12 protein-coding genes are annotated in these 14782 nt (G+C 38.3%); 5 read left to right on the top strand and 7 right to left on the bottom strand.

The annotated features are described in order from the left end of the window. Positions 1 to 40 precede the first annotated feature (40 nt). The gene (locus H6607_09175) at positions 41 to 2044 is read left to right on the top strand and encodes a hypothetical protein (protein ID MCB9262532.1); all 2004 of its coding nucleotides are present in this window, start codon (positions 41 to 43) and stop codon (positions 2042 to 2044) included. Here the strand turns inward: H6607_09175 and H6607_09170 are convergent. Further along, positions 2041 to 2550 carry a hypothetical protein gene (locus H6607_09170; GenBank protein ID MCB9262531.1) on the bottom strand — a complete coding sequence of 170 codons (510 nt, stop codon included), beginning with the start codon at positions 2548 to 2550 and terminating at the stop codon, positions 2041 to 2043. The genes H6607_09175 and H6607_09170 overlap by 4 nt on opposite strands. Before the next feature lie 149 nt (positions 2551 to 2699). On the opposite strand from H6607_09170, the gene H6607_09165 reads away from it, so the two are divergent. Both H6607_09165 and H6607_09160 read left to right on the top strand, forming a co-directional pair. Further along, entirely contained in the window at positions 2700 to 4721 is a 2022-nt protein-coding gene (locus tag H6607_09165) for a histidine kinase (protein MCB9262530.1), read from the top strand. Continuing rightward, entirely contained in the window at positions 4714 to 5466 is a 753-nt protein-coding gene (locus tag H6607_09160) for a response regulator transcription factor (protein ID MCB9262529.1), read from the top strand. The genes H6607_09165 and H6607_09160 overlap by 8 nt, the downstream gene beginning before the upstream one ends. Here the strand turns inward: H6607_09160 and H6607_09155 are convergent, their stop codons facing one another. From H6607_09155 to H6607_09130, 6 genes are all read right to left on the bottom strand, one after another. After that, positions 5467 to 6012 carry a pyridoxamine 5'-phosphate oxidase family protein gene (locus tag H6607_09155; protein ID MCB9262528.1) on the bottom strand — a complete coding sequence of 182 codons (546 nt, stop codon included), beginning with the start codon at positions 6010 to 6012 and terminating at the stop codon, positions 5467 to 5469. It lies immediately after the preceding gene. Positions 6013 to 6302: 290 nt separating this feature from the next. Beyond that, positions 6303 to 6941, bottom strand: coding sequence for a hypothetical protein (locus H6607_09150; protein ID MCB9262527.1), 639 nt, complete (start codon positions 6939 to 6941; stop codon positions 6303 to 6305). 61 nt (positions 6942 to 7002) lie between these two features. Further along, on the bottom strand, positions 7003 to 7611 hold the full coding sequence (locus H6607_09145) for a fumarylacetoacetate hydrolase family protein (protein ID MCB9262526.1): 609 nt from the start codon (positions 7609 to 7611) through the stop codon (positions 7003 to 7005). Continuing rightward, positions 7608 to 8921: a TolC family protein gene (locus tag H6607_09140; protein ID MCB9262525.1), complete on the bottom strand. Its 1314-nt coding sequence runs from the start codon at positions 8919 to 8921 to the stop codon at positions 7608 to 7610. The genes H6607_09145 and H6607_09140 overlap by 4 nt, the downstream gene beginning before the upstream one ends. After that, complete coding sequence (locus H6607_09135; GenBank protein MCB9262524.1) at positions 8908 to 12072, bottom strand: efflux RND transporter permease subunit; 3165 nt, start codon at positions 12070 to 12072, stop codon at positions 8908 to 8910. Before H6607_09135 ends, H6607_09140 begins: the two co-directional genes overlap by 14 nt. 2 nt (positions 12073 to 12074) lie before the next feature. After that, positions 12075 to 13199, bottom strand: coding sequence for an HlyD family efflux transporter periplasmic adaptor subunit (locus H6607_09130; GenBank protein MCB9262523.1), 1125 nt, complete (start codon positions 13197 to 13199; stop codon positions 12075 to 12077). A gap of 122 nt (positions 13200 to 13321) precedes the next feature. Here H6607_09130 and H6607_09125 point away from each other — a divergent pair, with 122 nt between their 5' ends. Next, entirely contained in the window at positions 13322 to 14197 is an 876-nt protein-coding gene (locus tag H6607_09125) for a cation transporter (GenBank protein ID MCB9262522.1), read from the top strand. Positions 14198 to 14287: 90 nt separating this feature from the next. Continuing rightward, positions 14288 to 14776: a hypothetical protein gene (locus H6607_09120; protein MCB9262521.1), complete on the top strand. Its 489-nt coding sequence runs from the start codon at positions 14288 to 14290 to the stop codon at positions 14774 to 14776. The last annotated feature ends 6 nt before the right edge of the window (positions 14777 to 14782 follow it).

Here is a 14782-nt window from a genome sequence, read left to right as displayed (position 1 = left end):
AAGATTAATACATAAAATTGATTTTTTCTATTTTTACACCATGAACGCATTAAGCAAAGCACTTTTTATCTCTATTTTATTGGTTGAATTGGTGGCTTGTAAAACCACAACTCCCACCACAACAACTACTCAAAACCAATTTTATCCAACCTCAAAACCTTGCACCCGATGGTGGTGGTTTGCTACCGAAATAAAGAAAGAAGACATCAAATATCAACTTGATTGGGCTAAGAAAAACAATTTTGGTGGTGTTGAAGTTGCCTGGGTTTATCCATTGTATCGCTACAAAGATTTGTATTCTATTCGTCAAAACCGGCACTACCAAAAAGACACCACAGCACAAAAATGGCTTAGCCCCGAGTGGTCGGAGATAGTGGCATACACAAAATTGTATGCCGATTCTATTGGCCTTGCTTGTGATTTTACATTTGGAAGTGCATGGCCTGTGGCCGGAAGCAACATTGATGTGGCACACTCCACCCAAATTTACGGAGATACCTCTTTTCGACAAACGCTGACTTTTGCATGGACTTGGCCTGAAAATCAATTAGTGATAAATCATTTGGATAAAGAGGCTTTTGAACTGTTTGCGAACCCGATAGAAAACGCCATGAAAGATGCCCTTAAAGGCTCAAAATCGGCACTTTTCACTGACTCGTGGGAGATAAAATTAAACTTTACGAACAAAATTTGGACGCCGGGTTTTGATTCTACTTTTCAGCAAAAGTTTGGATACGATATTATCCCATACATGGAGCAAAATTTGGATTCATTCCCAGATGTGCGGTATGACTACATGCTACATTTGGAAGATTATGTAACCAATGGTTTTTACAAACCTTATGTAGATAAATGTGCAGAAATGGGGGCTTGGAGTCGCGTGCAATGTTTGGCAGCTCCTGCAGATATAATGACTCTTTATGGCATGGTTGACATTCCGGAGTCGGAAGCCATGTTGAATAATCCAAATTTTTCAAGAATTGTCAGCTCGGCTGCTTGTTTGGCCTCTAAACCTGTGGTGTCGAGTGAGACATTTACCTGTATGTATGGGTTTCATGATACCTACCTCAGAGAGGAACAAACTGCTGACCTTAAGATTGTAGCTGATGCTCTTTTTGCACAAGGTGTAAACCAACATTTTTATCACGGAATGCCTTATAACCCAAAGGGTTGCGACTCGTTTCAGTTTTTTGCCACCACCTATTTTGGACCCGGCGGAAGCCTTGAACCTGAATTACCTCAATTCAATAGTTATATGGAAAAAGTTTCGGGCATCATGCAAAAGGGTACAACATATAGTGAGGTTGCTGTGTATTTGCCATACGAAGATGCTGTAATGAAAGGAGCTTTGCCGCCCGAAAAACGCCGGGTGTGGGTATGGGGTGAATATGAACTTCGATATATCTATCCAAACGCCGAGCTGGAAGGCTATCATCCATTATGGGTAAACCGCACTTTTTTGGATGATGCAGAAGTAAAAAATGGAAAACTTATCGTTGGTGATGCTCAGTTTTCTGTTTTGTATATTGATGTTAATTATATGGATATTAGAGCATTAAGCCGAATTTTAGAACTTGCTCAAAAAGGCTTGCCCATTTGCTTAAAAAAATTGCCTGCCCAGCCAGGACATAACAAATCAATGGAATTTGATGTGTTCCTTCACGAATTAAAAATGCAGAAAAATGTATCAGAAAACTTTTCGGAGGTAATAAAAAGCAAACCACTTATTGAAGGAGATACATTGCCGGCCTATTGGTGCCGAAAGGAGAAAGACGGAACCCTGCATTTGTTTTTGGCACAAAAAATATCCAAAAATTTGGAGTACCCAATATATTCAGGCATGTCGTATATGAATCAGTCCGACTCAGTTGAACTCATTATCAACGCCAACGGTAAGTCAATTCATCAAGTTTTTGAGTTTAAACCCTATCAAAGTTTGATGATTAAAATAGATCCTAAAGGCAACTGGACATTTGAGGACATTACATTTGTACCAAAAGACCCTATTATCAGGCCGCGAGTAAAGCAAAAATCTTATTTTTAAAAAGCACTATTAAGTGCTTTTAGTTTTTGCTGAATGGCCTTGTCCGCATTTTGAATTTCATTCAAAAGTTGGTCAAAATCCTCGGGTTTCGGTCGATTTTCTTTTTTGTACTTTTCAAGCTGTTGTTGACTTATATGAATTTTTAATGCTAAAAATTTCTGTTCGTGTTCCGTTTTCTGTTTTTCAAGTATCGATTGTTTTGTTTGCAAATCAGTTTCAGATTTTTCATGTTCGTTTTTCTTCTTTTGAATAAACAGATTGGTTTTTTGTGATATACTCGAGTCCGAAATTTGTTTTATAGACACTATGGCAGCCGACCAATATCTCGCAAAAAAGCCATTGTATTCATTAGCCGAACTCAGTGTTTTAGAGATATTTTTATCCAAATTTTCCAATGTAGAGTTTAGCTTTTTAAGTTCGTCATCCTCAGAAAGTGCTTCTTGATATAGTTGCTCAATAATGTTTGAACCTCGGGAGTCGTATTTGCTATATGAGCCATTGCACATTGTTAAAAATGTAGAAACTAGAACTAAAAAGGGGAAGAGGGATTTTTTCATATTCTTTTTCTTTTTTTATTCGAATGTCGGCCTTTAGGGTTTTTCTAAAAACAAAAAGTGAGTTATCGCACGTGCCACCTTAGTTTGCGTTCTGCAATTTGGCTTTTAAATTATTTACCTTTGTTTGGCAACTTTCATTAGGCACAAGTTTGAAACGGTTAATAATTTTGGTTATTTGTTTTTGTAAGGCAATTCTGCTGTTTGCACAAGTGGGCAATATTGCCGAACTCGAAATAAAGCAGGCCGATGAAGCCAAAATGTATGACCTTATAAATCAATCGAATAGAAACATTTCTTCAGACCCAAACAAAGCATTGTCAGAAATTGAGGAGGCATTAAAACTCAGTTTTAAAAATAAAAATAAACGAGGCGAAGTATTTTGTTACCAATCGCTGGGAGCCATTTATTTTCAAAAAAAGAACTACGAACAGGCAGCATCATATTATCAAAAGGCCAAAGATGGTTTTAAAGCAATTGGTGACAATTCGGGCTATTATACCTCAATAAAAATGCTTGCAGCCGCTTACGAAGGTGCCAAAAAATACCCCCAAGCGATTGCCGAATACCGCGAATTTTTATCACTTGCCCAGCAAAAACAGAGTGCAACCGATGAACGTTTGGCAAAAGAAAACTTAGCCAGAGTACTTTTTAACAATAAACAATATACCGAGGCAAATGCATTTTATCAGCAGCTTTTGGTTTCGTTTAGAAGTGCGAACCAAGAAACAAAAGTTTCGGAGATGTATGAGCTTATCGGGAAATGTTATGCAGGCCAAAACGACACTGCTCAAGCACTAAAATATTTTGGGTTGGCCGGCATAGTGGCCGATAATTATGGCAATGAAACCGATCAAAGTGTATCTTGGCAAAACGTTGGTCGTTCATACAACAGCATTGGCGAGTATGACAAGAGCAATGAATACGAAAAACGTGCTAAAAAAATTAATCAAAAAAACGGCGACAATCAACGGGTTTTGGATAACAACAGCAATATTGCTGGCAACTATTTGTTTATGAACAAAGCCAACGAAGCCATTCCGTTTTTGCAAGAAAATCTTGTTTTATCAAATCAAACCGGGCAGATAAAAAGCACTGGAGAAACACACAAAGCCCTTTCGGAAGCCTACGCCAAACTGGGTAAATTTGAACAAGCAAAGGCAAGTTTTGACCAATACAGGCAGGTTCAAGAACAACTATTGGCCGAAAAAGAATCGCAATTGCAAGATTTGGTCAACCAAAACTCCCAATTTTCGGACAAAGAAAACCAAATAGCCTTATTGATAAAAGACAAGGAATTAGACGAAAAGCAAATTTCGCTTTTGCAAAAAGAAAGCAATTTAAAAGCAGAAAATGCACGTCAACAGAAACGAATAAACTACATTTTGGCGGCTCTATTGGTGTTGATGCTTTTGGGTTTAGTTATGCTATACCGTAGCACAAAGCAAAAACAAATTGCCAATAAACTATTGTCTATCAGGTCGTTGAGAAGTCAAATGAATCCTCATTTTATTTTTAATTCGCTCAATTCGGTTAATAGTTTTATATCAAAAAGTGATGACAGAAGTGCCAACAAATACTTGTCTGAATTTGCCAGACTGATGAGAACGGTTTTGGAACACAGCAAGAAAGATTTTGTACTACTATCTGCTGAATTGGAAGTTTTGGAGCGTTATTTAAACTTGGAACACTTGCGATTTAAAGACCATTTCGACTACGTTTTTGAAGTGGATGAAAATCTAGAAATTGATAGACTTTTGATTCCGCCTATGATGGTGCAACCTTATATTGAAAATGCGATATGGCATGGGCTTCGATATAAGGAAGAAAAGGGAATGTTAGCCGTTAAATTTTGGAAGAAAAACAATGCCGTTTTAATTGAAATAAAGGACAACGGAATTGGTAGAAAAAGGAGTGAAGAATTGAAAACAAAAAATCAAAAAATGGGAAAATCGACCGGAATTAGTAATACCAACGGTAGAATAAAACTGCTTAACGAAATTCACAACATCCATGTAAAATGCTCCATCACCGATTTGGACGAAAATGAAACCGGCACGAGTGTGAGCATTGAGCTGCCCTTTTTAGATGTGGACGATAAAAAATACGCAGAAAATGCATGAGTTAAAAGCCATAATAATAGAAGATGAAGAAGTAAGCCGAGAAACGCTTCGAAACTATCTGACAAAATATTGCCCGAATGTAAATATAGCGGCAGAAGCTGAGAATATATCCATCGGAAAAACAGCCATAGAAACGCATAGGCCGCAGCTGGTATTTTTGGATGTGGAAATGCCTTACGGAAATGGTTTTGATTTGCTTGAACAACTTCCTGAAATTGATTTTGAACTGATTTTTGTAACAGCTTTTAGCAATTATGCGTTAAAAGCTCTCAACATGAGTGCGTCCTATTATTTGCTAAAACCCATTGATATAGAAGAACTTATAGCCTCGGTTGAAAAGGTTTCTCAGAATATTCAAAACAAAGACAGAATTCATTCGGCTCGTATTCTGCAAACGAATCTGCATACGACCGAAAATCAGTTAAAACGCATTGTGCTTCCCGAATTGGAAGGATTTGAGGTGGCACAACTAAAAGATATTGTTTATTGCAAAGCCAATGATAATTTGACCGATTTTATGTTTGTAAACGGAAAGAAAAAAACAATTTGCAAAACGTTAAAACATTTTGATGAATTACTTGGTGATGCCGGATTTTTCCGAATCCACAAGAGTTATCTTATAAATCTTGAGCATGTGCAGGGCTACAAAAAGGGAAAAGGTGGATTTGTAGAAATGAGTAACGGCAAAGAATTGGAGATTGCCATTCGCCGAAAACAAGATTTTTTGGAAAGGTTTGTTGGGTAATTACACCTCGAAAAGACCCGTCGGTTTTCCATTTAAACTCAAAACATTTTTGTTTTTTTGGTATTCCAAAATGCCCTCTTCGCCTTTTTTGTTCGACCAATCAATCAATTGGCTTCTCTCTTTTTTAAACTCCATAATGGGTACAGCAAAACCACAACTGGTCATTACTTTTTCAAGTTTTAACTCAATAATCTGTCTGCTACCCGGCATTTCAGGAAAAAGATGAATGTAATCTTCCCATTCTTGGTCTCTTGGATGAAATGCAACAGCCTTTCCATACAATCTTAAAATCAAAGGGTCGCCTTCAAAGGCAGTCATCATTATGGTCATTCGCGGGTTTTCGAGCAAATGTGCCGCGGTTTCATTTCCGCTTCCGGTCAAATTGAGCCAGACAATTGTTTGATTGTCAATCACTCTAAACGAGTCCATACCTTTGGGCGAAAGATTGATAAAACCTTCGGTTGGGGCGGTAGCCACAAAAAACACCTTTTGCTTTTGAATAAATTCAATATGAAAAGGGTTTAGATTATTTTCCTTATTCGCCATGTAACGTATTTACGGAAGCGAAGTTAAAATAAACAGACAAATAGTATTGGTAATAAATGAGAACCTAAATGCAAAGTTTTTTCATGTTGTTTGGAATATTTGCCCGTCCGACAATTGCTTAGCTCACCATCAGAGTTAGTAGTATTCAAAAGTATTACACCTATATTAAACAAGAAAGAATTGGTCTCCGAGTGCCAACCTTTGTTCTCCGAAACCTAATTTTGGATGATTTTCAGGGTTTGAAAGCCTTCTCCGAATAGATTAAAAAAGGAAAGACCATCTGAACCCAATTATATACCGAGCTTTTTAAGTGCCTCACCTTTTATGAGCCATGCTGTTCCAAAAAACCACAATGCGGCCGTTTCGTATATAAAAACGTCAATTTTAGAAACTTGCAGTACATCAAATTTTATCGATAATCCGGCAAATAATAAGCTCACCCAAACACCAATGCCACAAATTCTATAAAGCCTATTTCGATTTTTCTTTGCGGGGTCGGTGCTTAAGGTAAATCTATACATCGACATCCAACCCATGATGATAAAAAAGCCAGATGCACACAGCAGATGAATAAGACCTATAGTTTCATTATTATGCCCATTTGGTGGCCAAGTTGAGTAAGGATTTTCAACATATTGGGTAGGAATCAAAGCCGTGGCAATGGCCAAAATTCCGGCAATATTGGTTAGCCAATTATCGCTAATTACTTCATCTTTCTGTTTTTCGTAACCGCGATAGGAATAAAGAAACAAACCAAATGCAATGAGAACTCCTGTAAAAACAATACCAATATTGGTATAATAAAAATCGCTAATAGATGGCTGAGGATGAAAGTTGCTATAAATGAGCAAAATAATGGGTAAACTAACGCCTAATATTCCCAAATTTCTTCTTAATTGTTCGTGTGTCGTTTCGAGTTTTAGTGCCATAATTATTGAAGTTTTTCTTCAAAAGAACAATAATTTTTAACAGGTAAAAAATTTACACCACCTACTTTATGCGAACATTCAACACTTTTTGACCTTCAATAAATCCTTCCAACATATCCCCGGGCGACACTTTGCCTACACCTTCTGGGGTTCCGGTAAACAATAAATCCCCTATTTTTAGCATAAAATATTGAGACGAATGTTCAATAAGTTGGTTAATAGAAAACAACATCATATTGGTGTTTCCTTTTTGAACAGTAGCACCATTTAGTTTCAATTCAAAGTTCAGATTCTCTAAATCGTAGTTTGAGGCATCTAGCCAGTGGCCGCACACAGCACTGTTGTCAAAGGCCTTTGCTTTTTCCCACGGCAAGCCTTTTTCTTTTAGTTTCGACTGAACATCGCGGGCAGTAAAATCAATTCCTACCGTTATTTCACTGTAATATTTTGGTGCAAATTTGCTCTGAATGCGTTTTCCAAGTCGGTTGATTTTAACGACAATCTCAGCCTCATAATGCACGTCGTCGGTAAAATCAGGAATATAAAATGCATCTCTTTGTCGCATTATGGCTGAATCGGGTTTCATAAACAAAACCGGTTCTTCCGGCACTTCGTTGCCTAATTCTTCGGCATGTTTACGGTAGTTTCTACCAACGCAAATTATTTTCATTTTACCAAATCTCCTTTCAAACGCAAAAGTTGGTATTCTGCTTTTTTTATGTTGATCAAGGCGGCATTGATTCGGTTTTGAGCCGACAATAAACCGAGTTGAGCTTGACGATATTCCACCGATGTAATCTGCCCTAATTTATAGGCTTCTTCCGTTCGTTTAAGATTTAACTCTGCGGTTTTAATATTTTCTCTTTCGATGGTTAAAAGTTGCATAAAATACTGATAATTAGCCCAGTAGTCATACACTTCTTTGTTTATCAAAAGTTGATTTTGTGCTAATTGGGTGTTGCTTTTTTCTAACGAAAGAGCCGCATTTTGCATGGCAATTTTGGTTCGTCCACCGGTAAAAATAGGCATAGTAACATTTAGACCAGCCGAAAACCCCAGATTGCGTTGCTCCAAAATGATACCTGCACCATTTTGCGAGGCATTAAGACCATAACTGGAGGTAAAGTTGATTGTAGGGTAGGTGTTGGCTTTTGCCAAATTTTCATCAATCTCGGCTGCTTCTGTTCTAAGTTTGGCTAATATCAAGGCGACACTGTTGTTTTGCGAACCTTCCAAAACATTGCTCAGACTAAGGTTGTCGGTAAGATTGATTTGGTTATTTACACTAAAATCGGTAGAAATTACCTCGCCCATCAAATAGTTTATTTGTCGCTTGATGGTGGCAAGTTGGTTTTTTGCATTCAATAAGTTTACGCTATCTGTGTTTAAATCAACACGTGCGTTTAAAACGGCGAGCGAATTGGTGGTACCAAACTGACTGGCAAGTTCCGCTCTATTCAATCTGGTGTGACTGATTTTTAAATTTTGTTGCAACGCATCAATATCCATTTGCAATTTGGCCATATCCAAATACAAACCGATGGCACTTATTACCGCATTTTCAAGAGTAAGTCTCAATTGAGCTTCGCTCAAATCATGGTTTAGTTTCAATTTTTCATAATTGTTTAATCGTGCAAAACCATTGAAAATTGTGTAATTCAAACCAATGGAGGTGTTGTATCCGGTGCTTTGAGCCCCACTTACATTGGCAGATGGTATGCCTCCGGCAAATTTCAGCTCCGTGTTGTTGTTGCTATAATTGCTTCCGGCATTCAGATTCACATTTGGCAACATCCCGGCATTTCCTTTGGTGGCAGCGTTTTCGGTTATTTCAACATCATACGAAATTGATTTCACCTCAAAATTGTTTGCCAATATTTTGTCAATGATTGTTTCCAAATTATACACTGGAGTTTCGGTTTGGGCAAAAACACGCGAAACACCAAACATCAAAATCAAAAATAGATTACTCCTCATCATATACTTCCTTGTCAACTTCAAGTTCTTTAATGGCAGGCTCTACCAATTCTCTATTGCTCGCTTTTTCCCAATTCCAGGCTCTAAACCATCCCAACCGGATTTGGTTTAAAACAACCAGCAAAACCGGCAAAACCAATAGGGTTAAAAGAGTGGCAATGCCTATGCCGTAGGCCACTGCAATGGCCATTGGTTTTAAAAACTGAGCCTGAAAACTGGTCTCGAAAAGCAATGGAGCCAAACCAGCAATGGTGGTAGCCGAGGTTAAAAAAATGGCTCTAAACCGGTTATATCCTGCTTGATAGACGGCTTCTTTAAACTCCAACCCTTCTTGCAGATATTGGTTGAACTTCGTTACCAAAACCAACGAATCGTTTACAATAATTCCAATCAAAGCCACAATACCCAAAAAGGAAAGAATGCTTATTTGCTGCCCGTGGAAGTAGTGACCCCAAGCCACACCTACAAAACTGAATGGAATAAGAACGAAAATGGCCACAGTTTGCCCGAAACTTCTAAATGTAAAAACGATAAGAGAAATAATAATCAGCAGCACCACAGGTAGAGCCACCTTGGCTGATGTCTGGGTTTTGGCGGCTTCTCTGTTTTGTCCTTCATAAAGTGGTGTAACACTCGGATATTTGGCCAAAATGGAAGGCATTATTTCATCTTTTAGTTGAGTAACCATTTCCGTTGCACTCACTTTTCGGCTGGCAATATCAGCCTCTACCGTTATTTCACGTTGTCCATCAAGGTGATTTATGTTTACAATGCCCCGCTGTTTGGTGTATGTAGCCAACTCCTTTAGGGGCAATTCTTGGCCGGAGGTGGTTCTAATCCGCATATTTTCCAAATTATTTTCGGATGATCGATTGGCCTCGTCATATCTTACCCAAACTTTTACCTCGTCTATACCTCGCTGCAATCTCTGTACTTCATTTCCAAAAAAGCCTTGTCTTATTTGATTAAGAATTGCAGCTTCAGACAAACCCAAAAGGTGGGCTTTTTCTTTTAGTTTTAATTGAATTTCTTGTGGGCCTGCTTGAGTGTTTTCCACCACATCTTTTAATTGATCCATGTTTTCCATTGCCGCTTTTACCTCATTTTTTGCAGCGTTTAGCTGTTCAAAATTTCGGCTTAAAAGAGTAACAGAAACAGGTTTTCCGAAGGCACTGGCGGTGCCAAATGTTAGTTTTTCTACACCGGGTAAAACGCCAGTTTCCTTTCTAAAAGCATTTTCAACCTCGGAAACGGCAATGTTTCTGGTCTCTCCTTTTAAAAGGTTTACATCTATTGTACCTGTATGGGTGCCGGGGCCAACCTTTATGCTCACATTCTGCACCACCTGAAGACTATCGCTGCGTTTGCCGCTATATTCTTTGTTAACCCGATCAATTGCGGCTTCGATGGTTTTTAGTTTTTCTTCGGTTATGGTTTCTCGAGTGCCTGAGGGCATTTCTAATGTTATCCGGATATCGTCCCGCTCAATAAATGGGAAAAATGTGCTTTTTATAATCCCACCTTTCATAGCTCCAACCGTTACCACAAGACCGCAAACCATAATGGTGATTGCCAAAAATTTATTGTTTAAGAAATATCTTAAAACGGGAGCGTAGGTTTTATCACGCATAAAGTTAAAAACCTTGTCCGTGGCTCGTTCTAATAAATTCTTATCATCCAAACCCTGCTTCAAAGCTTTTGAATGAGCAATATGACTGGGTAAAATTATGAGTGCCTCTACCAACGAAACCAGAAGTGTGGCAATGACCACGAACGAAAGTTCTGAGAAAAAATCGCCCGGCCGACCATCTACCAAAAAGAAAAATGCAAACGCAACAACGGTTGTTAAAACGGCTGTAATAACGGCGGTCATCACTTCCATTGTGCCATCAATAGCCGCACGAATGGGTGTTTTTCCGCGTTCGTAGTGCTGATAAATATTTTCGCTTATTACGATGGCATCGTCCACCAAAATACCCAAAACGATAATCATTCCGAACAACGAGATTACGTTGATAGTAACACCATAAAACGATGCAATGATTATCATTCCAAAAAAGGAAACCGGAATGCCAAAGGCAACCCAGGCAGCTATTCGAATATTTAAAAACAAAGCTAAAAGCAACAACACCAAGAGCATTCCTTGTCCGCCATTGCGAAGCAACAAATCTCTTCGTTCGTTTATGTTTACACTACGGTCGCTAATCATTGTGGCCTTTATCTGACCATTGTTTTTATTAAATTCATCAATGTATCTACGAACATAATCAGCGTTTTGAACTAAATTTTGGTTGTCGGTGCTGTTTACTGTCACCTCCACTCCGCGTTGTTTGTTTATTATGGTTTTATTCGGATTTTCGGCCCATCTATCCACCACTTTGGCTACATCTTTCAGCAAAACAACTTTTCCATCTGGAGTTGATTTTACCACAATATCCTCCAAATCGCGGGCATGGTAGCCTTTGTTTCTTCCTCTAATGAGCAATTCTTCACCCTCGGTTCGCACTTTGCCACCTGTTACATCTACATTGGTGCTTCGTATAGCGTTTGATATTTGCTCAAAACTGATATTGTATGCCTGCATGGCATTTTCGCTCAAAGCCACCTCTATTTCCTCTTCCGGAAAACCGGATAGTTCTACTTTTGAAATGCCTTCATGACTCAATAAATCTGTTTCTACTTGTCGGGCAATGCTTTTTAATGTGCGAAGATTTGCATTTTCTCCTGAAAGTGAGAATGTTACGGTTGGGTTAACGTTCTCCCTCAATACCACAATAGGTTTTTCTAAACCAGTTGGAAATGAGTTTATGGCATTCACACCGTTTTTAACATCTTCAAGAGCAGTGCTTGTATTGTAGCCTTTTTCAACTTCTACCGTGATGGTGGCTGCATTTTCCTGACTTTTAGAAGTGATTCGCTCTACACCCGAAACACCTTTTAGTTTTTCTTCAATTTTCACCACCACACCCTCTTCAATTTCTTCGGGTGAAGAGCCTGGATAAACCAATTGAATATTGATTATACGGTTGGGGATAACCGGAAAAAAGCTCGATTTTAATTCGAAATAAGAGATGGTACCGAAAATGACCATAAGCACCATCAACACGTTTACCGTGATGGGGTACTTAATAAAAAAAGTAACTATTTTTTTCACGGCTATTGCTTTTCGGCTATTTGTTTTACAATCATCCCATCATAGCCTCCGGTAATGGTTTGGTTGAGGTAAACAGTTCCATTTTCAACGCCCGAAAGGTAGGCCGACTCATTGCTCAGGTATTGAATACTTACCTTTTTCTTGGTCAATACCGAATCGTTTTCGATGAAGTATAAATGATCGTTTTCTATCAAATATTTACGCGGAATTTCCACCACATTATTCAACATACTTCCATTTACCTGAGCTGTAAGATACTGACCTTCTTTTAGTTCCGAATCGGTTACACCGATATAAACCTTTATGCTTTGGGTGGCTGCATCAAGGCTTTCGTTTATTCTCAAAATGCTGCCCTGCCATGTTTTGCCAAGTTCAGAACTTTTTAACTCTACCTTATTACCAACTTTTATAAACTTTAAATCATCTACCCCAATGGAAGCCTCAAGCTCAAAGGTATTTGGCTGAATGAATGTACCAAGTTTTTGTCCGGCTCTAACTAAAGTTCCCGGGTCAATATCGGCCTGACTCAAAATGCCACTGAATGGGGCATAGATTTTATATTTTGCCAAGCGTTCTTCCAACGATTTTATGTTGTAATAATTGGTAAAAACATTTTTGCCCGAGACAAATATGTTCAATTTTTCGTCATTGATTTCAGGCAGTGCAGGCAGCTTTTTGTCGAAACTAATGGAAGCGTGAAATTTTTGCCAAGTGGCCAAATCATTCGGAAAATCAATGGCCAAATCGGGCAATAATTGAGCAATGCTGTTTAACAAAATACTCTTTTGCGATTTTATGCTGGCTTGCATCTCGCTGTCGTTGATACTTGCCAAAATTTGACCTTGCGAAAACCGATTTCCCTCTCTGAAATTGGGAGACTGCAACAAACCATTTACTTCCGAAAAAATATCGATTCTGTTTTTGGCTACCAATTTTCCACTCAGGTTTACCACCAAATGTTCGCTTTTGTTTTGAGCCGTGGCCGAAAGCACATTTATGGTTCTGAAACTCGACTTTATGGGTGGTTTTTTGGCTGCCTTCGAAAGCATTCCAAAAACTATTTTACTGATAACGATTATTAGAATAGCAACTATAATACTTCTGCTAATCTTTACTTTTAGGGGCATATCAATTTTAAAAGGTCAAAAATAATAACATTGTTGTGGAAGTTGGGTTTTAAATAAATTGTGTTTTTTTTTGATTGAAACATTTTCGGACACTTTGAGCAGAATCTTCGTACTATTGCTAAATGGCTCACAACCATCATCACGATTCAGGCAAAAATTTGAAATTGGCCTTTTTACTCAATTTTGGCTTTACTATTTTTGAGGTAATTGGCGGATTTTACACCAACAGTATGGCCATATTGTCGGATGCTATACATGATTTGGGCGACACACTTTCGCTGGGCACAGCGTGGCTTTTGGATAAAAAAAGCAAGCAAAAACCCGATGCTTCATTTTCTTTTGGATATGCCCGATTTTCACTTTTGGGGGCATTAATAAATGGCGTGGTTTTGGTGGTGGGTTCTGTTTTCGTAATTGTTGAGGCCGCCAAAAGAATATCTCATCCGGAGATGGCCAATGCCGATGGAATGATGCTTTTTGCTCTTGTAGGTGTGGCTGTAAACGGCTATGCCGCTTGGAAAATGAGCCATGGAAAAACACTTAACGAAAAAGTAGTTTCGTGGCATCTCATTGAAGATGTGCTTGGCTGGTGCGTGGTGCTGGTTGCATCTATAGTATTAAAAATCAAATACTTACTCCTGTTGGACCCCATTTTGTCTTTGTTTATTACGGCCTATATTTTGTGGAATGCGTTAAAACGATTAAAAGAAACACTTTTTACCTTTTTGCAGGGCATACCGAAAGAGATTGATTTAGTAAAAATTGAAAAGGAAATTTTGAGCATACATCATGTTCAGTCGCTGCACGATACACATTTGTGGTCTCTCGAAGGAGAGCATCATGTTTTTAGTACGCATCTAAGGCTTGAAAACATTGATTCAGTCAGTCAAATCATTCAAACCAAAAAGGAAATAAAAGTGGTTTTGGCAAAATATCATTTAAAAAATTGCACCATCGAAACCGAATTGGATGATGAAAGTTGTTCAATGGTTAATTAAAACTACCACATTTTGTGTTTATCTTTGACTGATTTGTTGAAAAAACTACCATTCATATTGCTCTTTTTGTTGCCACTCTCCTCTTTCTCAATGAGAAATAATTCGTATATGTTCGGTTTAAAAACCAATAAATGGAATATCAAAATGTTTGCATTTGATATGATGTATGACCAGTATTTCGACAAATATCCAAGCAATGTAAAAGTTCCTTTTTCCTATGGATATGGGTTATGCGGTGGGTTCAATGGCAAACAATCTTTTGTAGGTGCAAAGGCCATAATTTACAACCGTCGGTTAATGTTGAGAGTGAACAACTGCAGGCATTTGCGAACCTTTGCCTTGGCCGAACTGGATGGTGAGTTTTTTAAAGAAGGAAAAGCCAACCTTTCTCCTCGAATTGGGCTGGGCATGAACGCTTTTATTTTGGGTAAAAGAACCCCAAACTTATATATAAGATACGCCTTGCAGGTAACCTATCATTTGGATGTAAACAACCAAAATGCCAACCAAGTATTTACCGAATTAAAGATTGGTTTTGGTATTGATTCGCATCGAAAAATGAAATATCGAAACAATTAAGCCACG

It is taken from the genome of Flavobacteriales bacterium (genome assembly GCA_020635395.1).
Classification (GTDB): Bacteria; Bacteroidota; Bacteroidia; order NS11-12g; family UBA9320; genus UBA987.
This window is presented reverse-complemented; position numbering and strand designations above follow the sequence as displayed.

What these genes read in the sequence shown, in the direction of transcription:
- H6607_09175 (MCB9262532.1), top strand. Translation starts at nt 41, where the DNA reads ATGAACGCATTAAGCAAAGCACTTTTTATCTCTATTTTATTGGTTGAA.
- H6607_09170 (MCB9262531.1), bottom strand. Translation starts at nt 2,550, where the DNA reads ATGTGCAATGGCTCATATAGCAAATACGACTCCCGAGGTTCAAACATT.
- H6607_09160 (MCB9262529.1), top strand. Translation starts at nt 4,714, where the DNA reads ATGCATGAGTTAAAAGCCATAATAATAGAAGATGAAGAAGTAAGCCGA.
- H6607_09155 (MCB9262528.1), bottom strand. Translation starts at nt 6,012, where the DNA reads ATGGCGAATAAGGAAAATAATCTAAACCCTTTTCATATTGAATTTATT.
- H6607_09150 (MCB9262527.1), bottom strand. Translation starts at nt 6,941, where the DNA reads ATGGCACTAAAACTCGAAACGACACACGAACAATTAAGAAGAAATTTG.
- H6607_09145 (MCB9262526.1), bottom strand. Translation starts at nt 7,611, where the DNA reads ATGAAAATAATTTGCGTTGGTAGAAACTACCGTAAACATGCCGAAGAA.
- H6607_09140 (MCB9262525.1), bottom strand. Translation starts at nt 8,921, where the DNA reads ATGATGAGGAGTAATCTATTTTTGATTTTGATGTTTGGTGTTTCGCGT.
- H6607_09130 (MCB9262523.1), bottom strand. Translation starts at nt 13,199, where the DNA reads ATGCCCCTAAAAGTAAAGATTAGCAGAAGTATTATAGTTGCTATTCTA.
- H6607_09125 (MCB9262522.1), top strand. Translation starts at nt 13,322, where the DNA reads ATGGCTCACAACCATCATCACGATTCAGGCAAAAATTTGAAATTGGCC.
- H6607_09120 (MCB9262521.1), top strand. Translation starts at nt 14,288, where the DNA reads ATGAGAAATAATTCGTATATGTTCGGTTTAAAAACCAATAAATGGAAT.